This is a genomic window from Wolbachia endosymbiont (group A) of Hylaeus communis (assembly GCF_947251915.1).
Classification (GTDB): domain Bacteria; phylum Pseudomonadota; class Alphaproteobacteria; order Rickettsiales; family Anaplasmataceae; genus Wolbachia; species Wolbachia pipientis.
In genome coordinates this window covers 1,357,850-1,377,914 of record NZ_OX366396.1, presented here as the reverse complement: position 1 = coordinate 1,377,914, position 20,065 = coordinate 1,357,850, and the positions used below count along the sequence as shown (strand labels likewise).

The following is a 20,065-nucleotide window of genomic DNA, read 5'->3' as shown; positions in this document are numbered from 1 at the left end:
CATGATTTATAGATTGCTTTGTATGGTGTTATTTTGCCTATTGTTTAATGATGTGTACGCTGCTTCAGGTTTTTACGAAAGTTATGACGCTGTGTTGAATGGAATAAATAACTTCATGAATGAAGTACTGTTTTTCAAGATCCTTTACGTGCCATTTATAATCCTTCTACTAGTTTTTGGTTATGTGTTTCTAACATTACGTTTTGGATTTCTCAACATAAGAATGTTTAAGCATGCGTTTGCTATTTTATGTGGAAAATATGACACGAATCACCATGATGGTCATATTACGCATTTTCAGGCATTTATGACTGCACTTTCAAGCACAGTAGGCCTTGGAACTGTTGCTGGAGTCGCAATTGCAGTTTCAATGGGTGGACCAGGAGCGGTGCCTTGGATGATGATTACAGGTTTTTTTGGTATGTCAGCAAAATTTGCTGAGGTAACGTTGGCGTTTAGACATAGAACAGAAGATCAGGACCAATTGTTTAGTGGTCCCTTTCAGTATATAAGGAATGGTCTGGAGGAATTTGGATTTAAAAAACTTGGTATTGTGCTGGCTGCCATGTATGCAGTATTCTTTGTATTATCAGGTCTTGGTGGAAGTGTAGCGTTTCAAACCAACCAAATGGTTTCAATATTATCTGGCTATTCAAGTTGGGTAGATGGTCACTCTTGGTTTCTTTCTTCCATAATTTCTGCGCTGCTTGCTCTAGTGATTATTGGCGGAATTAAAAGGATAGCTAGAGTATCTTCTGCACTAGTGCCTATTATGTCACTTATATATATCTTTAGTTGTATTATTATTATTGCATTTAATATTCATAACCTTGGTTATACGTTGAAAATATTATTTTCCACTATGATAGATTTCAATGCTGTTGGCGGAGGGATGGTAGGAGCATTTGTTGCTGGAATTCAAAGGGCAATCTTTGCCAGCGAAGCAGGTGTTGGTTCTGCTTCAATTACTCATGCAACAACTAAAGATGAAGAACCAGTAAGAACTGGACTAGTCGCTATGATAGAACCATGCTTTGACACAATGTTAATTTGCTGTTTAACAGGAATAACAATAGTAATAACAGGTGCATACCAAACAGGTGTTGGTGAGGGAATATTAATTACTCACAAAGCATTTGAGACAGTTTCTCCATGGTTTCCTATCCTTCTAACAGTAGCTGCTCCTTTGTTTGCATTTTCTTCAGTAATTTCGTTTGTATATTGTTGTGAAATGGGGTGGCTATATTTATTCGGTGCAAAAAGTATAGCGATATACCGCATAGCGGTAATAATTGTGGCGTTTTTCTCTGGTCTTTCTAAAGATATAATGGCTATTGCCAATATCGGTGGAACTTTATTCTCTTGTTTAGCTCTCATCAACATGACAGCGCTTATACTGTTTAGTAATCAGATTAACGATGAAGTTCAGTGCTACCTAAAAAGGCTGAGGAATAATAAAATTAATTAGGTTCTTGGTATAATGGAAAAGCATGTAGTCCTTATACTGTCCTACATACTCGGTTCAATACCGTTTAGCTTAATCATTACAAGAATAAAAGGGATAAACTTAAGAGAAGTAGGTTCAGGAAACATTGGTGCTACAAACGTTGCAAGGACGGGAAATAAATTTCTTGCTGCTTTGGCATTATTTCTGGATTCCTTTAAGGGATTTATTGCCGTTTATATAGCACAACAATTTTGTGATAATAACGATTTTTATATATATGTATCTGCAATTTTAGCAGTTTTAGGACACATGTTTCCTATTTGGCTAAAATTCAGTGGAGGAAAGGGCGTTGCAACCACTCTAGGGATACTGATAGCATTTAACATCGATATTACTTTAGTATTCGTAATAATTTGGATAATAGTCTTTCTTGCCTTTAGATACTCTTCCCTTGCTTCACTCAGTGCTACTTCAACGGCTGTAGCATGGTCCTTTTTTTTTCAGAGGAATTTGTTCGTAACATTACTAATTATAGGAGCACTGGTCTTCCTAAAACACCACAGAAATATTGTGAATCTTCTGCAAGGTAAAGAGTATAAATTTTATAGATAATGTACTGCCAAATTATTGACACTTAAACTACGAGACAAATTGCTTGACGGTATGATTTTGTCCTCTTTGTTTAAGTCTATGATTTTTGCTTTTGTTATATTCTCTACTTCTTGAGGTGTTAAAAGACCATCTTCAATGAATTCCTTTTTTGTTTCTCTTATTTTTTCATAAAGTTGAGTAACGTGATCTTTATTTCCTTCATATACACTTTCAATTTCTAACTCTAGCTTATGTGAAGCTCCTTTTTTTAACATTTCATCCATTGCTGCTTTTGTTACTTTTAACCTTTCTTGCAAAATTTTCTTTATTTTTTCCTTATCATTTTCGTTATTTTTACTGAGTTCTACATATACCCTATAACATCTTTTTTCTCTTGGGAGCATTCTTAACCCATCTAACATGCTAATTATCTGACCTTCAATAGTCTTCTCAGCCTTTAATTTAAATTCTGCTACTTCTTCTTCTATTATCTTATTAGCTATTCTCTTAGCTCCATCCAAAGATGAATCCTTGAGAGAAAAATCTGTCTTGAGTAGATCTCGATTTAATAGCCCTAAGAATACTTTTTCTTTAACGTTTTTTAATAAATGTTCTTGATTATCTAAACTATTTTCCTTCAGCTTATTTCTTATATGGTCAAGAAGAAAATCTTCTAGCATATTTAATTCCATAAAACCAATGCTTTTCATTAACGTCAGCACAATTTGTTCACTATATTGAGAAGTAATACTCAATAATTTTCTCATTAAAGGAATACTTACTTCTGAAATAAAATCATCAACTATTTTTTGACTTTCATTGTCACCAGGATTGTTCTGAACCTTATACCAAGCATTAAAAATTTCTTTATTGTTTTTCTTGTTTTTTAACCTGTCTAACATGAACTTACGTGCTTCATTTTGTGCTTCTGGAAGTAATATTTGCCTTGGAGGAGTAAATCTAATTTCTGGATCAGGATGAATACCTTCTAATGTACTTAACATCCTATAAACAATACCGGTAAAGCAGGTGTTAGGAATACGCTCTTGTCTAGAGAAAGTTTGGCTATCAAGCAAATTTGTAATTAACGCGTCTTTTTTATTTTTTACAGCTTCTCTCTCTCCATCATTGCAGGCTCTCAGAACTAGAAGTAAAATCTGCCCACCTGTGAAACCAGAGCTATGCTTTTGATCATCTTTGCAAAAGTCATTTAAAAATGCAATTACTCTTCCTTTATCTTCATCACTAAATTGACGATAATTAAGTTTATATAAATCATTTATATATTCAATAAATTGCTTAAATTCTCTATCATTAATAACGTCTTCGGATACTTCTTCACCATACTTATGTCTTAATTCGTGAACGTTATTATTGATACCATCATTTAATTGATGAGGAAGCAAATGTTCGAGCTTAACATCAAAACTATTAACCATACCACGTAAATTCTCTTTTATACCTTCCAAAAAGAAATTTATAGAAGCTTTAAGCAGCGTAAATGGGTTAAAATCTTTTGGCCTTAGTTCACTCTGCAATAAAATTAATAGCATTGTAAGTGGTATAGTTCCCAGTAACGAAATAAGCAAGAAAGTGGTAGTGAAAGTTAGATATGTTATGAAAGCAGAAAACAAGAGGAAGGCTGCTACCTTGATTGTATTGTTCTTAAAAAATATTTCCCAATATTCCCTTTTGCTCATTTTTTGCTGTTTTGCCGTTTTTATTTCTTTGTAGATATAAAGAGTTTTAATTTCAGACCTGAAGAATATAGTACCAAGAGAAAAAAGAACATTAACGGGATTAGTGATAATGCTTAAAGAAACAAAAGTTGCAAAATAACTAACAAAATTTAGCTTGCTAGATTCCTTTGAAGGAAATTGTATTTGAGAAATGCCTATCATAGCCTACCTTTGACATCATTACACTCTAGTAATAGCATAATAATTTAAAACGTCAATGTTTAAGTATTTTATTATCCGCACACTCATCGTATTCGATCTCGACTGTAGAGTGGGCTATCTCGAACCTATTTAGTAGTATTTTTTTTATCTCATACAAAATATCAGTGTGTTGTGCATCTTGCTTTACTTTGGCATGCATGGTAATTATAAAATAATTATCAGACAGTGACCATGCATGTATGTGGTGCACATCTATCACTTCAGGTAATTCTGATGTGATCTTACTTTTTATTTCCTCAGTAGATATCCCTTCAGGTGTACCTTCAAGAAGTATGTGGCAAGAATTCTTTAGAATTTTGTAGCCACTATTCAAAATGATTACACTGACAAATACCGATAAAATCGGATCCACCATTTGCCATCCAGTAAACATGATAATTATGGATGCAAGTATAGCAGCTACAGAACCTAAAATATCTCCTATAACGTGTAGTACAGCACTTTTTATGTTTATATTGCTCTCGCATTTACTATGTAATATAAAAAAGACTATTATGTTAGAGACAAGACCGAGTGTAGCAATTATTAACATTACTTTCCACTCAACATTGACTGGAAAAATAAACCTCTTTATTGATTCAATTATAATAATTACTGCAATGAAGAATAAAGTTAAACCATTAACAAATGCTGCAATTATCTGCAACCGATGATATCCGTATGATCTCTGCAAATCGGATTTCTTAGCTGAAAACCTATGTGCTACCCAGCTTAAAACTAAGGCAAAGAGGTCAGTAAGCATATGCCCTGCATCTGACAATAGAGCAAGCGAATGTGAAATTATTCCACCTACTATTTCCATAAACATTGTTATCGCAACTATTATTATGGAATAGATTAAGCGCTTGGACTGCGCTGCTGAGTGTTTGCCGTTGTGCACTGCTGTCATATAAAATCTTCTCATAAACAAAAACGTGGGTAACACTGGGTTCGAACCAGCGACCGCTTGCACGTCAAGCAAGTGCTCTACCAACTGAGCTAATTACCCATCGTGGTTTTAGTATAGTGCTTTGGTGGAATGAAAGTCAATAAACCACTTTGCTTTTGTCCTTGTCCAATGTGATTCCGGAATATAGCTGTATAGAATTTCAGCCATATTCTAAATTTTACATATTAAGTTAACTATCTATACTTTATTTATTAAGATATAAATTATATTAATACAGGGATTTACGTTTTTTTTAGGGAAATTACTTTATGCTTGATATTGAAAGATCAGCAAATTAGAGGTTAAAATTATGACAATTAGTCAACAAGTAAATAAAAATATAACTAAAGCAGAATATTTCAACAATAACGGCAAAGGGTTTAATTCGCCACATGTTATAGAAGTTGAAGATTTAAATATTAAAGTAGAGGTTTATTCTCACAATTTAAGAGCAAGTAAAGTTGCTAACATTGAAAGTGAGATAAGAGAAACAGCTACTAATTTTAAAAACGCATTCGAGTTAGAACGCGGCAGTTCAGAACAAACATTTAAAATTTACATGTTTGATGACAAGGATGATTACACTCACCTTGGTGGAAGCGAGGGTTTCGGCTCTTACCTTGGAGACGAAGGTGGTAAATGTTACTACAAAGGGAAAGCTGACGTTTTTGCTGAAATGTACGTCTACCAGCAAGGTGGCATTCATAACCTTCAGCATGAATTTGCACATGGTTTAACTTACTTGGCTACAGGAGGCAAATCTTTACCTACAGTATTAATGGAAGGAATTGCAGACTACTTTGAGCATCATTCAGATCATAAATTCAATTCTCAAGGATCAAGTATCGACAAAACTGAAGCTGCAAATTTGGATTTAGATAAAATTTTAAGTTTAGAATACTCAAAGGACAGCGAAGCAAATAGCCTAGTTTATAAAACAGGTCATGCGTTGATAATGTACTTACAGGAAAAAGATCCTAGTTTATTAAGAGACTACCTAGATGCTTTACGTCAAGGTAACTCAGATGAGTCAAAAAGTTTCTTGAAAGACATAAAAGGACACGATACTGACTTCAAAAGTTGGCTTGCTGAGAATGATACAGAAACTGCAATGGAACATCTCAACGCTTTGCAAGTTACAAAAGGAGATTTCATAGCAATTGGTCAAGAAATAGTGGGTGGAGAAATTAAAAACGTATCCTACTATAAAGCAAATATAGAAAAAATGGATGGAGAAAACGTTGGAAGTTTTTCTCCTGTAGAACACGTTGCATTTTATGATGTTGCTCGTGCTATAAATAGGGCAACAAATGATACACTTGATATATCAAAGGAATATCATTTCCTCAAGGTAGTAAAAACTTCCGATGGACAGGATAAACTAACTTACTCTGACCAACAAGGTAATGAATATCGAAACAGTCAAGAGTATAAAAATCAGGCTTTAAGGATATTATCAAAATATGATACAGAAATTAAGAATCAGGTAGATGAATTTGATAATTTGAATAAAGAACGTGGTGAAATGTATCAAAAATATCATAAAGGAGAGATTACTATTGAAGAGTTACGTAATGAGGAAAATACAAAATACAGACCAGCATTTTTAAAGTTTGATCAACTAAAAAACAAAGCTGTTGATAAGATTGAAAATAATTCCCAAGCAGCAAAAATATTAGATGGGCTGGTCAATATCGATCCAAACTTAATCAGAGGTACTCATATTGATCTACAAGAAGGTAAGATTTTTTCTATGCAAGCTCATGGTCAAGGAGATATGGGTGCACTGTCTATATATGACGGAAATACAAAGCTTGGAGAATTATTGAGCGAATCAGGATTTTTTAAGCAAGTTGAAGGCCAAACTAAAGAAACTTTCGTTTTTGAGGATATATTACACAACTTAAATGTTTCATACGAAGGTGGTGCTTACATGGCAGTTACAAAAGAAAACGGTCATTATAAAGCTTCCCTAATAGATGGCAGAACAGTTGAACGTGATGAATACTTTGATGAGGCGCATTTACATGAAAATGAATTGTTGCATCCTAGCACTGGACACATCCAAAAAGATTTAGATTCTCTGCTCCTTAGAGGTACCAAAATTTTGAATCATCAGGATTCAGAACATGCTCAATATTCTAATGAGCAAAAGGCAAATGGAGTAATCGTGGAAAAAGGAAAATTATTGGATAATAAGGGAACAGATAGAACAGACGATGATGTACACGAAGCGGTTGTAAAGCAAGGAGACGAGCGCTTACATGAGTTCAAAAATATGGGCTTTATATTACTGAGAAAGGTGATCTATTTATTCATGACCATGGAGCAAATGTAAGGTTTCAACTACCACAAAGTATTACTCACCTAAAATTAGTGGAAAAAGATGGAGCATATAAGCTTGTTCCGGTGACGAAAGATGGGAATGAACATCCAGTAGGTATGCCAAATATATCAGACGAATATAGATACATAGATCCAATATTTGCACATGAATATGAAAAGAGAGATTATTCCCATAAACATGTAAATGTGGGCCTTATAAACTTAGAGAAATATGGCTCTGGCAAACTTTTTGCTATAAAGCACGACCCAAATGATTACCACATACAAAAAAACTCTAGCGGTGAAATAGTTAGAATAAAAGATCAAACATATTTCACTAAAGTAAAATTGTTTGATGGCGACGAAGAAATTGGTATGTTATCTAATAACTTCCATAACTTCAAAGGGAAAATATTCTTTTCTGCTGACTACAACTACAGTTATAACGATTTCCTAGCATCTGTTTCTCCTCAAGTTGAAATTGAAGATATGGGAAATGGAAGTAAAAAAATAACTTTTGATCAAGGCAGTGGCGATATCGGTGATACTAATAGAGGCTACACGGACTATCAGAGAATATTTACAAAAGAGAAACAAACCGAAAGTCCAAAAGGGCAAGTAAGTGAAACTAAGACAGAAGTTCATAGTACTACTAATGTTGTTGCACAAGCTGCTGAAGAGAAAACTGCATCAAACGACAATAGTGAAATGCAGTCTGATCAGCCACAAATTCCAACAAGGGCAAAAAGGTCAGCTTCAGTGGAGGAGAAAGAGCAAGAACAGGTAGTATTAAAAGACACAATTCTCAAAATAGAAAAGAGCTACGAGCAGGACTCAGAAGGGAAGCATAAGGCAAATGTAACGATAAATTATAATGATGTGAAAGCCTTGTATGATAGAGCGGAAGGAGCAGAAAAGCAATCTGTGTTAGATTTTTGGAACAAACTGCACACATCAGATTATAAGGTTGGTGCTTTGCCGGAAGACAAATACTATTTTGAAAAAGGCAAATTCGTAATCCACGATAGTGGCACAAAGAAGCTTATAGTGTTACCTGAAGATAAGGTGTCCATCAAGATAATGAAGGATGGTGATAGTTATAGTTTAGCTATATCAAGTGGTAATGGCAAAGTAATAAACAGCATTAGTAAAATAGATAATCCAAATTACGAATTGCTGTCAGATTCAAGTCATTTCAATTCAGGGGAGCAAGATAATATTGTATTATCAGATCAACATCACGAATATAATCTTTATCTAGAGAATGGTTTTGTGAAAATGTTCGATTGCGCAAGCGATCACATTTATCACGACCACAACTCGGCCTATATCTAATACCATACGCGTCAAGTTAAGGAAATAAAGGTATGAAAGAGATAGAATAATAAGGTATAAGTTCTCCCAGATATACTTTTAGTGAGAGAACCAATGAATAAAATAACTTGCTTATCAAAAAAGCTCAAAGAATTTTTTAATGAAAAAGCAGAGAAAATCTCAATTACAACAAGGTTTATAAAAAGAAAGAGAAAGCTAAAAGGTTCATCATTCGTAAAAGCCATGGTCTTGGGTAATATAGGAGTTGATAATTGTAGCGTAGAAACAATGTGTCAATTACTAAACGAGGACTCGATAGATATAACAAAACAAGGTTTGGATTTTAGATTTACTGAAGAAGCAGTGGAATTTATGAAAAGGATGTATAATGAATCTGTGGTTCTCTTTAAAAATATCTTGCAAGTTGATTGCAAAATCTTACAGCAATTTAATAGTGTTAAATTATTGGACAGTAGCTATATTACTCTACCTAACAGTATGGAAGAGATGTATAAAGGTTATGGTACTAGCTACAGTGGCTATGAAAGCAATACTAAGTCTGGAATAAAGTTACAATTAGTTTTCGATTACATGAATCAGATAATAGACCAACTTAATTTAACGGAGGGAATAAGATCAGACCAGGGATATAGGAAACATTTAAGTAATATATCAAGCAATGATTTGCTAATATCTGATCTCGGTTATTTTGTGCCAAGTTCTTTTAAACAAATCAATGAAATAGGAGCTTATTTCATAAGTCGTTATAAATCCGATACCAACGTATATGATGTAGAAACAAATCAAAAAATGGAGTTATTAGAATGTTTAGAGGATAAGTTATTTTTAGAAAACGAGGTATTGTTAGGAAAAGAAGCAAAAATTAGAGTAAGAATTATATGTCAGAAACTAACTGAAGAACAGTCTATAGCCAGAAGAAGGAAAGCTAATAGATTAGCAAGATCGCAGGGATATACATCCTCTAAAAGAAATCAAAAATTGTTGAACTGGTCAATATTTATAACTAATGTTCCAGAAAATAAAATTAGTGCTGAGCAAGTATTAACGATTTACAGAGTAAGGTGGCAAATTGAGTTATTATTTAAATTGTATAAAAGCCATATCAGACTTGATAAGCTAAAAGGAAAGCCATGCAGAGTATTATGTGAACTATATGCTAAATTGTGCGCAATTCTTATATTTCACGGCATAGTTGTTTGCACAGAAGTGAAAAAGAATACAGAACTTAGCTTAACAAAGGCATTTATTGAGCTAAAAAGGCGGGTTAGAGAGTTATTTTTAGTATTAACCAAAATTAATAGTTTAAAAGCATTTCTTAAAAAACTCACTATAACTTGGTCGCGATTTTCATTAAAAGACAAACGTAGAAGGGCTAGAGTATCCACTTTAACCTCTCTAAATTTGCTCACAATCTCTTAACTTGACGCGTATGGTCATATGCTCTGTCTGCATATAGTGCTTTTATGGCATGCTGAAAATTATAGCTCTTTTTACAATAATCCGAACAGACCGTAATATGCTACTGGCCTGCTATAGCCATAAACACATATCTTATCGCATTCGGACTATTATAAGAAAGGCTATAACTCCTTTAAGTAAATCGCAAGCTCCATAGTGATCAGACCGTTACTGTATTTTGCAGCTATGGCTTTTTTGCTGTTTATATTCAACATTACATGCAATTTTCTTGTCTGTTCATAGCCACGATATTTTCTGTCAGCGCTATTTTCCTTGCTGTGTGTTGTTATAAATGCTGATGCTTGTGCTATCTATGGCAATTTCGATATCTTCCATATTATTTTTATCAATTCTGCAATCATTGATCTTAATATTAAGTTTTTTTTGAAGCTTGCGAATAGCTGATAACTGCCAAATCTCTTCCTATTTGTTGCAAATATCCTTTTATAAACCCGACTGTTTGTCTTAAGCCAATTCCAAAAAGATTAACGATTATATGCACTAAAATCACAACTTTATCACTATAAATATAGTTGCCGCCCTGCATTTTTGGACTATTTTCATACCAATTTTCGATAGCTTTATCGATGTAACGAAAAATATTTCCTCTTTTTTCTAGAAATTTGTTATATTCATGGCAGTTACTAACTCTCATTTTTTGTGGCATATTTTTCCTTAAGCGGTTAAATGGCTATTTTATAATGAATTTTGTCAGTAGCCACCAGATTTTTTCAGTTGCGATGCAACAGAGCCATCCCAGTGTCAAGCACTGGGATGACAGGAAAAGAGGCTATTTGGATGACATCTTTCTTCTTGGTATAAATTACTTTTATATCTCAATGTTCGTACAGCTATGCAAGTTGCCGCATAGTGGATGAGCTCTAAGAGTATAGTTTTTTACATAATAATATAATATTTCGTTCATAAATTAACGTTTTTAACATGCAGCAAGAACATTTCCGTTGTAATTAAGGTTCTTAAGATGTATATTAATGAATCTTGTTTTCAATAAATAATGAAAGTAATAATTGTCATGATAATGTTATTGTGTAGCAGTTACACAATGGCAAGCGAGCGAATAATTCTAGTGGATAAAAAACTATCTCAAGGATATGTAGCTCCAGTGCTTACAGAAGATAGCGTTATTTTATCAGACAAGCACGGCGCTTTATATTCCTTTGATATTGATAACTCAAAGGCTATGAATTGGAAATCACACCTCTCACATAGGAAAAAAATTGGTAACATGAGCCTATTGCGTCACGGAGGAAATGTTTTCTTTATAGTGGATAACGTTCTACACACAATAGATGCAAAAACCGGCGAGATTCAGTGGGAAAAAGAATTGAGAGCTCCAGTAAGAGGGAAAGCAGCAGTAATAAATAATAAATTGGTAGTATTGACTATTGATAATTATCTGTACGTATTTGATATAAAAGATGGCAGCTCCGTTTGGACTTATCAAAACGGTATCAATGAGGTTCGAGGTTGGTATTCCATATCGCCAGCAATTTCTAACGATAAAATAATAGCGCCATTTTCAAATGGTGAGTTAATAGCTTTTAATGAAGACGGTAAAAAATTGTGGAGCCAAAAATTGGCTACAAACCTTTTGGATACACAGCTCACAGATGTAACTACTACACCAAGAGTGCTTGGCGATACTTTAATAGCTACAAATAATTCTTATATTTATAGCATTGACGTGAAATCAGGAAATATTTTATGGTCAAAGTCACTGCAAGTAAAAAGTGTATCAGACATTGAATCATATTACAGTCCTCTCATTCCTGTAAAGAAACAAAAAGAAGGCGGAAGAATTTTTATAGTTACTAAAGACGATAAAATAATTGGCCTGGATATAAAAAATGGAGAAACAGTCTGGGCATCTGATTTAATAGAAGATACGCAACTATTTGCTCCAATTATGCATGCCCATACACTGTGGGTGACAAGCAATAAAGGTTCAATGTTTGCTTTTCAGGGATCTGAAAGTGCAGGAAAGGTAGTCAAAGTACCTGGTAATGTGTTTCACACTCTAGTGTTTACTCACGATAAAATATATGTAACAACTGAGGGAAAAGGTGTTTATTCTTTAGAAAATAGGTTTGTTCTTTATGATTGATTATGACCTGATTGTTATAGGTGGTGGCCCAGGAGGCTATAAGTGCGCTATCGCTGCTGCAAAACTTGGATTGAAAGTTGCCTGTATAGATAAAAATAGCATTTTTGGTGGTACGTGCTTGCGAGTTGGGTGCATACCCTCCAAAGCATTGCTCCATTCTTCCTATCAGTATGCTCACACGAAAAATGATCTGTCGAAGCTTGGCATAAAAATTAAGGACGCAAGTTTCGACTTAAAAGAAATGCTAGGCTATAAGGACGCCAGAGTTCAGGAACTTGGAAAAGGTATAGAATATCTGTTTAACCTTCACAAAATCACTAAAGTCAATGGGCTTGCTTCTTTTGACCAAGGTAATCTTGAAGTTTCAGTTGAAGGTAAGGTGCTGAAGACAAAAAATATAGTAATTGCAACCGGTTCTGACGTTATTTCTTTGCCAGGAATTAATATCGATGAGAAAAGTATTATTTCATCAACTGGTGCATTATCTTTAACTGAAGTACCAAAAAAACTTGTCGTAATCGGAGCCGGGGCAATAGGGCTTGAAATGTCTTCTGTATGGAGCAGGCTAGGGTCTGAAGTCACTGTAGTAGAATTTTTTGACAGAATCGCTGCAGCAATGGATGGAGAATTAAGTAAGTCTCTACTTTCTAGCCTACAAAAACAAGGAGTAAAATTTTTACTCAGCACTAAAGTTGAGGAGATAAAACAAAATAGTAATTCTTTGAGTGTGGAAGTTTGCTCTGTAAAAGATAATCAAACAAACACTATAGAGGCGGATAAGGTGCTGGTTGCAGTAGGTCGCAAACCATGCACTGAGGGTCTTGAAAAAATAGAGAAAGACAGTCGTGGTTTCGTTCAAGTTAACAACAGATATGAAACTAATGTGAAAGGAATATTTGCTATTGGTGATGTGATCGGTGGAGCAATGCTTGCTCATAAAGCAGAGGAAGAAGGGGTAGCAGTTGCAGAGATAATCGCTGGGCAAGTACCTCACGTTGATTATGGAATCATACCATCTGTCATTTACACTCACCCTGCGGTTTCCGCGATTGGTAAAACAGAAGAGGAACTCAAAAATGCTGGCCGTGAATACAAAGTGGGTAAGTGTCAATTTGCTGCAAACGGCAGAGCAAAAATCACTGATGATGCTGAAGGATTCGTGAAAGTGCTGACTTGTAGCAGAACAGATACAATACTAGGTGTGCATATCATAGGAGCATACGCTGACACGCTAATAAACGAAGCAGCGGTTGCAATGGCATATGGCGCAGCAGCAGAGGATATATACAGAATTTGTCACTCTCATCCTGATATAAATGAAGCCTTTCGAGATGCGTGCATCGATGCTTTCTTTAAAAAGTAATCGTGGACCTTGGTTCAATCATTGAAAAATGGTATGAGTGGCTGAGGTGCAACAGATCTTATTCACCAAACACTTTAGAGTCATACATGAGGGACTTGAAGGATCTTATAAGTTTCCTAAATACTCACATTGGTGGAGAAGTAAATGTCGGCACTTTGGAAAAATTGAGCGTACCTGAGTTAAGAAGTTGGCTTACCTCTCGTTACGCAAGAGGTGTGAATGCAAGATCTAACGCTCGTGCATTGTCAGTAATCAGAAATTTTTTCAAGTACATAAAAAACAACTACAATATAGACAATAAAGCTGTATTTTCCTTATCAAGGCCAATTCAGAGAAGAACTCTGCCCAAAGCATTATCAATACCTAATATAAAAACTTTATTGAAAGAAATGAAACTATCCGACCTGGGCGAACCTTGGGTGATAAAAAGAGAAATTGCAATTATCGTCCTGCTATATGGTACAGGCTTAAGAATCAGTGAAGCGTTGAACCTTAGGGTTAGTGATATTAACAATGAAAGTTTAATAGTAACAGGTAAGGGAGATAAACAAAGGCAGGTATTCATTCTTCCGGTAGTAAAAAAGTGTATACAAGAATATGTAAAAGCCTGTCCTTATCTTGGCACTAATAATGAAACACAATATCTTTTTTTGGGAGTAAGAGGAAAAAAATTGGGAAGAACTTATGTGGCTAATCGTTTGCAGAAAATAAGGAGAATATTAAATCTGCCAGAAATCTTATCTCCACATGCATTTCGTCATAGTTTTGCTACTCATTTGCTTCAGGAAGATATTGATATAAGATCAATACAACAATTGCTTGGTCATTCGAGTCTTGAGACCACTCAAGTTTACACTCACCTCAATTATCAAGATGTTTTTAATATGTATAAAAATTTTCAGCAGAGTTTGGAGAAGAAATCAAAACCTTAACTTCGTTCTAAATCACCAAGCTGAGTGCTTTTAACGTTGCTAAGTGTTGTGTTTGCTTTGTATGAAAAGTAGCATCCAATTGTAAAAAAGGCAAATGCAGTTACAGCAAGTGGAATACATATTTCCAAATTAGGTATTGTTAAACATGCACCAACAGCAAACGCTCCAGACAACACAAAAGAAGCAGAAGCGTAGTTGCTTTGTTCTCTATCAGAAGAAATTGCTTGCGAGGGTTTTTCGTTTTTATTACTCAGACTTTTAGTACGGAGCAGTCTATTTTCTGATGAAAGCCTATCTCTTTCTTCCCTTACTTGTTTCAAATCTCTTTTTAATTGTGAAATTTCAACAGTGTCACTTGCTCTTCCATACACAATTCTATTAAGTCGAGTTACTTCACTATTTAGATCATTGATTTTTGTTTTTTGAGCCGATTTTTCCTGTCTTACTTGCCCTAAATCTCTTTCTAATAGTGAAATTTTGCTAGTTTTATTCGTTAGCTCTTGCTCTGTTTCTGCAAGTTGAGCTTTTGTTCTTTCAAGTTCATCGACAAGCTCTTGTACAAACTCCTCAGAATCTTCTGGTATATTATTCGTATTTGCAGGAAATTTTTCATTTAGATAATTTTTAACGGACTCAGTTGGCTCACTAGCATCTCTCAATGCAGCAGTAACAATTGCACGATTTATGAAGCAATTATCCTTTACCAATTCTTTTACATCATCTAGATCTTTTCTATTAATAGTATCAGTTAATCGCTCTGTAATAGCTTGTTCAATTATTTGCTTCACCCATGAATTTTTCTCTATATCTTGTATTGGCTTTATTTGACTAAAATCTAGCTCTTTATGTTTTAAAAGTTTTGTCAATACTTCTTTGTTATCTGATGTTATTCCTTGTAAACATGATTGAATAATTGAGCTAAGCGGCGTTTCTATTTCTTCACTTTGGCTTCTTTTCCAGCAATTAGGGTTAAACTCTTGATTTAATGGTCTTTTCGCTTGGTAAATGTTTCCGCTAGAAAGAGCACCTAATAAATCTCTTCCTTTTTGTGCTTTTTCAAACTCCAATTTTATTACATCTCTGGAACTTCTTTCAAGACAACCTTCAGGGCTGTTATGTTTACAATTTCTAATATCAGTTTCCACACCTGGGTGCGTGAGCAATATTTTTACCATATCTCTAGCTCCAACTTGGCAAGCAATATGTAAGGCTGTATTTTTTTGTATTAAGGGTGTCCTTACCTCCTCCTTTACACCGTCATAGCTTTCTGTCAAAACCTTGAAACCAATATTTTCTTCATGATATCCTACAAAATGATCAGTAGTAAACCATATAGGTTCATTATCATCTTTCGTTACTATTTCATTACTATCAATGTACTTGAATTTACTAGCGTTTATTGATCTCCGTCCATTTCTTAGTGTAAAGCGCTTGGAACCCGAAAAACCATCACGTACTATTTCTTTTCCAAGGTATTGAAAAACTACATGACCTTGGCTGTCTTTCTTTTGCCTTTCCTCATAAACATATTCCCTACTTTGAGCGTTAATATCGATACTGCTATTTTGTATAAGCAATTTAGCCATTTTTTCTAACATGGGTTGTCTACCATAAGTGACATCACAGGCTCTAGCAATAGACATCAAAGGTGTCATGCCTTCTTCATCAAACGCATTAACATCCGCATCTCCTTCCAAAGCTTGTTTAAAAGCTTCTAGGTTTTCATCATCAATAGCTTTAAATAACTTTTGTGTCGGTGCATCTAGAGTTCTCTGATATCTGTAACCATTAGTATTTGTCCTATTCTCTCCATAAGGCATATTAAACCCATCTAATAATTTACTAACATAATTATGTAAAAGAAAAGGAAAATTGCAAGCAATTTATCTAAAATCCTAGAATTAACTACGACTCCAAAAACTTTTCTGCATCAAGCGCAGCCATGCATCCTGTTCCTGCTGCAACTACTGCCTGACGATATACCTTATCTTGAACATCACCTGCAGCAAACACTCCTGCTTTACTAGTTAAAGTTGTTCCAGGTTTTGTAATTATATAACCCTGCTGATCCATTTCAACAAAGCCTTTAAAAATACCTGTATTTGGTGCATGCCCAATTGCAATGAACACTCCATCCACTTTTAATTCTTGAGCTTCCGTTGATTTAACTATAATACCAGTAACTTTTTTCGGATTTTCTTCTCCAAGAATCTGCTCTACGGTATGGTTCCACATTACTTTTATTTTATCATTTTTAAAGAGCCTATCTTGCATTACTTTTTCCGCTCTCAATTTATCACGCCTGTGTATTAATATCACTTCTTTGGCAAATCGAGTTAAAAATATTGCTTCTTCAACAGCAGTGTTTCCACCACCAATCACGGCTACAACTTTATTCCTAAAAAACGCACCATCACAAGTTGCACAAGCTGAAACTCCGTAACCTTGAAATTCTTTTTCACTCTTGAGACCAAGCCATTTTGCTTGCGCACCGGATGCAATTATAATTGCATCTGAATAGTAGTCATTAGTATTACCAGAAGATCTAAACCTGTACTCATTAGAATCCTCAAGTTGTTCAACGCTTTTTATCTCATCATCTATTATTTTTGCTCCAACCTTTTCTGCATGCAACCTCATTTGCTCCATTAGTTCTGGACCCTGTATTGAAACAAAACCAGGATAGTTTTCAACATCTGTAGTAATTGTAAGCTGACCACCAGGCTGCATTCCCGTTACTATAATTGGCTCTAAGTTTGCACGTGCTGCATATATAGCGGCAGCATAACCCGCTGCCCCAGATCCAATAATAAGAACTTTTGTACTAAATTTATAATTCTTCACTGTATGAGTTTAGATAATCAGCTACTCCTTCATCGCTTGCCTGCATTGCTGGCTTACCTTTTTTCCACCCTGCTGGACACACCTCACCATGCTCTTCATTATGTTTAATTGCATCAACGATTCTAACGAATTCATCGATATTACGCCCTAAAGGCAAATCATTTATCGATTGATGACGTACAATAAATTTATCATCAATAACGAAAGTTGCTCTCAGCGCAATTGAGTCATCATATAAGACCCCATAGTCTCTTGATATAGACTTTTTGATATCAGACACTAAAGTGTAGCTAATCTCTCCAATACCACCATCATTAACTGGAGTGTTTCGCCATTTATAATGTGAAAATTTTGAATCTACACTTATTCCTATCACTTCAACACCACGCTTTGCAAACTCATTTATTCTATTATTGAGCGATATCAATTCAGTTGGGCAAACAAAAGTAAAATCAAGTGGATAGAAAAAAAGGACAGCATACTTATTTTTTATGCGCTTACTCAGACAGAAATCATCAACAATTTCTCCGTCAGAGAGAACAGATGAAGCAGTAAAATCGATAGCAGATTTTGTTACAAGATTCATAATTAACCTATTCTTTTAAAATAACTTCAATTTTACATCTTGATAAACTTATATGCAAGTTTTCTTTGGTTTTAGTCCTATAAAAACTTCCTAAAATAGCTCTTCTTTTTTACCGATAAGATACAATCCAGGTTGGAATACTGAGTTGGTGAGTATAAAATTCTACGTCATGCCACCGCGAACCGTCATACCGCCACGGTATCTCAGCCGCTCACAAGTAGCGGGATGACGGTTGTCGTTTAGCTATAAATGTTAAAAAATTTGCCAAACGAAAAAAAAGGCAAAAGAAGCCCCGTGGTTGGCTAATTACTTACATTATACTTTCAAGTATGGCGTTTTTTATTCTAAACGTTTAATAACCGCGATTCAGCTACTTTTAAACCGCAACTAATCTAAATTATAAACGTTAAGAAATTTACTAAACAGAAAAAAGGCAAAAGAACCCCTAGGGTAGCTAGTTATTCACTATCCATTTTTTAAGTTGGCGTTTTTTTATGTTTTAAATGCTTTATAAGCGCATTTTAGCTTATATTAGGTAAAAACCTAGAACTTTATAAAGACATAAGGTGCACATAGTGCAAAAAATTAAACATGAGACGCCAGATACGTGAGTTTTTTTGTCATTTAATCTGTACAGAGAAGATAAATAAATAGCTTCAGTTTCATGATAAGGGAGTTGGCGGAGTTTGTCAAGTAAGTTTTTCGCTTCTGCGGGCTACTTGAATAACGGCTACAATGTTCATACAGCCATACGCGTCAAGTTAAGGAAATAAAGGTATGAAAGAGATAGAATAATAAGGTATAAGTTCTCCCAGATATACTTTTAGTGAGAGAACCAATGAATAAAATAACTTGCTTATCAAAAAAGCTCAAAGAATTTTTTAATGAAAAAGCAGAGAAAATCTCAATTACAACAAGGTTTATAAAAAGAAAGAGAAAGCTAAAAGGTTCATCATTCGTAAAAGCCATGGTCTTGGGTAATATAGGAGTTGATAATTGTAGCGTAGAAACAATGTGTCAATTACTAAACGAGGACTCGATAGATATAACAAAACAAGGTTTGGATTTTAGATTTACTGAAGAAGCAGTGGAATTTATGAAAAGGATGTATAATGAATCTGTGGTTCTCTTTAAAAATATCTTGCAAGTTGATTGCAAAATCTTACAGCAATTTAATAGTGTTAAATTATTGGACAGTAGCTATATTACTCTACCTAACAGTATGGAAGAGATGTATAAAGGTTATGGTACTAGCTACAGTGGCTATGAAAGCAATACTAAGTCTGGAATAAAGTTACAATTAGTTTTCGATTACATGAATCAGATAATAGACCAACTTAATTTAACGGAGGGAATAAGATCAGACCAGGGATATAGGAAACATTTAAGTAATATATCAAGCAATGATTTGCTAATATCTGATCTCGGTTATTTTGTGCCAAGTTCTTTTAAACAAATCAATGAAATAGGAGCTTATTTCATAAGTCGTTATAAATCCGATACCAACGTATATGATGTAGAAACAAATCAAAAAATGGAGTTATTAGAATGTTTAGAGGATAAGTTATTTTTAGAAAACGAGGTATTGTTAGGAAAAGAAGCAAAAATTAGAGTAAGAATTATATGTCAGAAACTAACTGAAGAACAGTCTATAGCCAGAAGAAGGAAAGCTAATAGATTAGCAAGATCGCAGGGATATACATCCTCTAAAAGAAATCAAAAATTGTTGAACTGGTCAATATTTATAACTAATGTTCCAGAAAATAAAATTAGTGCTGAGCAAGTATTAACGATTTACAGAGTAAGGTGGCAAATTGAGTTATTATTTAAATTGTATAAAAGCCATATCAGACTTGATAAGCTAAAAGGAAAGCCATGCAGAGTATTATGTGAACTATATGCTAAATTGTGCGCAATTCTTATATTTCACGGCATAGTTGTTTGCACAGAAGTGAAAAAGAATACAGAACTTAGCTTAACAAAGGCATTTATTGAGCTAAAAAGGCGGGTTAGAGAGTTATTTTTAGTATTAACCAAAATTAATAGTTTAAAAGCATTTCTTAAAAAACTCACTATAACTTGGTCGCGATTTTCATTAAAAGACAAACGTAGAAGGGCTAGAGTATCCACTTTAACCTCTCTAAATTTGCTCACAATCTCTTAACTTGAC

At 34.4% G+C, this 20,065-nt stretch carries 14 protein-coding genes, 1 tRNA gene and 1 pseudogene; 9 read left to right on the top strand and 7 right to left on the bottom strand.

The genetic code is table 11. The features are described 5' to 3' along the window. The first annotated feature begins 1 nt into the window (after window position 1). A complete protein-coding gene (locus OPR52_RS06730) occupies window positions 2–1,468 on the top strand; it encodes an alanine/glycine:cation symporter family protein (protein ID WP_320109382.1) in 1,467 nt (488 codons plus the stop codon). A gap of 12 nt (window positions 1,469–1,480) precedes the next feature. After that, a complete protein-coding gene (plsY, locus tag OPR52_RS06725) occupies window positions 1,481–2,059 on the top strand; it encodes a glycerol-3-phosphate 1-O-acyltransferase PlsY (protein ID WP_264723133.1) in 579 nt (192 codons plus the stop codon). Here the strand turns inward: plsY and OPR52_RS06720 are convergent. The 3 genes from OPR52_RS06720 to OPR52_RS06710 all read right to left on the bottom strand — a co-directional run bounded on the left by OPR52_RS06720 (window position 2,050) and on the right by OPR52_RS06710 (window position 4,987). Next, window positions 2,050–3,939: a hypothetical protein gene (locus tag OPR52_RS06720; protein WP_458694405.1), complete on the bottom strand. Its 1,890-nt coding sequence runs from the start codon at window positions 3,937–3,939 to the stop codon at window positions 2,050–2,052. The genes plsY and OPR52_RS06720 overlap by 10 nt on opposite strands. Before the next feature lie 52 nt (window positions 3,940–3,991). Next, window positions 3,992–4,888 carry a cation diffusion facilitator family transporter gene (locus OPR52_RS06715; protein ID WP_265038107.1) on the bottom strand — a complete coding sequence of 299 codons (897 nt, stop codon included), beginning with the start codon at window positions 4,886–4,888 and terminating at the stop codon, window positions 3,992–3,994. A 26-nt stretch (window positions 4,889–4,914) separates the two neighbouring features. Further along, window positions 4,915–4,987, bottom strand: a tRNA-Val gene (locus OPR52_RS06710). Between the two features lie 250 nt (window positions 4,988–5,237). Between OPR52_RS06710 and OPR52_RS06705 the strand changes: the two genes are divergently transcribed. From OPR52_RS06705 to OPR52_RS06695, 3 genes are all read left to right on the top strand, one after another. After that, the gene (locus OPR52_RS06705; protein WP_265038106.1) at window positions 5,238–7,265 is read left to right on the top strand and encodes a collagenase; all 2,028 of its coding nucleotides are present in this window, start codon (window positions 5,238–5,240) and stop codon (window positions 7,263–7,265) included. A gap of 38 nt (window positions 7,266–7,303) precedes the next feature. Next, window positions 7,304–8,587 carry a hypothetical protein gene (locus OPR52_RS06700; RefSeq protein ID WP_265038105.1) on the top strand — a complete coding sequence of 428 codons (1,284 nt, stop codon included), beginning with the start codon at window positions 7,304–7,306 and terminating at the stop codon, window positions 8,585–8,587. Window positions 8,588–8,680: 93 nt separating this feature from the next. Beyond that, entirely contained in the window at window positions 8,681–10,006 is a 1,326-nt protein-coding gene (locus OPR52_RS06695; RefSeq protein WP_265037763.1) for an IS4 family transposase, read from the top strand. Between the two features lie 165 nt (window positions 10,007–10,171). On the opposite strand, the pseudogene OPR52_RS07930 reads toward OPR52_RS06695, so the two are convergent. Then, window positions 10,172–10,712: pseudogene (locus OPR52_RS07930) on the bottom strand (transposase); the annotation flags it as partial. 348 nt (window positions 10,713–11,060) lie between these two features. Here OPR52_RS07930 and OPR52_RS06685 point away from each other — a divergent pair. Genes OPR52_RS06685 through OPR52_RS06675 form a run of 3 tightly spaced genes read left to right on the top strand, consistent with a single transcriptional unit; the run spans window position 11,061 to window position 14,465 of the window. Continuing rightward, window positions 11,061–12,170 (top strand): outer membrane protein assembly factor BamB family protein, encoded by a 1,110-nt coding sequence (locus OPR52_RS06685; protein ID WP_265038101.1) that lies wholly within the window; start codon window positions 11,061–11,063, stop codon window positions 12,168–12,170. Beyond that, window positions 12,163–13,533, top strand: coding sequence for a dihydrolipoyl dehydrogenase (gene lpdA / locus OPR52_RS06680; RefSeq protein ID WP_265038100.1), 1,371 nt, complete (start codon window positions 12,163–12,165; stop codon window positions 13,531–13,533). The genes OPR52_RS06685 and lpdA overlap by 8 nt, the downstream gene beginning before the upstream one ends. A gap of 2 nt (window positions 13,534–13,535) precedes the next feature. After that, window positions 13,536–14,465, top strand: a complete 930-nt coding sequence (locus OPR52_RS06675; RefSeq protein ID WP_265038099.1) for a tyrosine recombinase XerC — start codon at window positions 13,536–13,538, stop codon at window positions 14,463–14,465. Here OPR52_RS06675 and OPR52_RS06670 read toward each other — a convergent pair. From OPR52_RS06670 to OPR52_RS06660, 3 genes are all read right to left on the bottom strand, one after another. Continuing rightward, window positions 14,462–16,285: a TomO hydrophobic C-terminal domain-containing protein gene (locus tag OPR52_RS06670; RefSeq protein WP_265038097.1), complete on the bottom strand. Its 1,824-nt coding sequence runs from the start codon at window positions 16,283–16,285 to the stop codon at window positions 14,462–14,464. The two genes, OPR52_RS06675 and OPR52_RS06670, sit on opposite strands and share 4 nt — an antisense overlap. An 85-nt stretch (window positions 16,286–16,370) precedes the next feature. Continuing rightward, window positions 16,371–17,309: a thioredoxin-disulfide reductase gene (gene trxB / locus OPR52_RS06665; RefSeq protein ID WP_213863022.1), complete on the bottom strand. Its 939-nt coding sequence runs from the start codon at window positions 17,307–17,309 to the stop codon at window positions 16,371–16,373. Next, on the bottom strand, window positions 17,296–17,895 hold the full coding sequence (locus OPR52_RS06660) for a peroxiredoxin (protein ID WP_012673206.1): 600 nt from the start codon (window positions 17,893–17,895) through the stop codon (window positions 17,296–17,298). Before OPR52_RS06660 ends, trxB begins: the two co-directional genes overlap by 14 nt. Before the next feature lie 838 nt (window positions 17,896–18,733). On the opposite strand from OPR52_RS06660, the gene OPR52_RS06655 reads away from it, so the two are divergent. Continuing rightward, window positions 18,734–20,059 (top strand): IS4 family transposase, encoded by a 1,326-nt coding sequence (locus tag OPR52_RS06655; RefSeq protein ID WP_265037763.1) that lies wholly within the window; start codon window positions 18,734–18,736, stop codon window positions 20,057–20,059. Window positions 20,060–20,065: the final 6 nt, after the last annotated feature.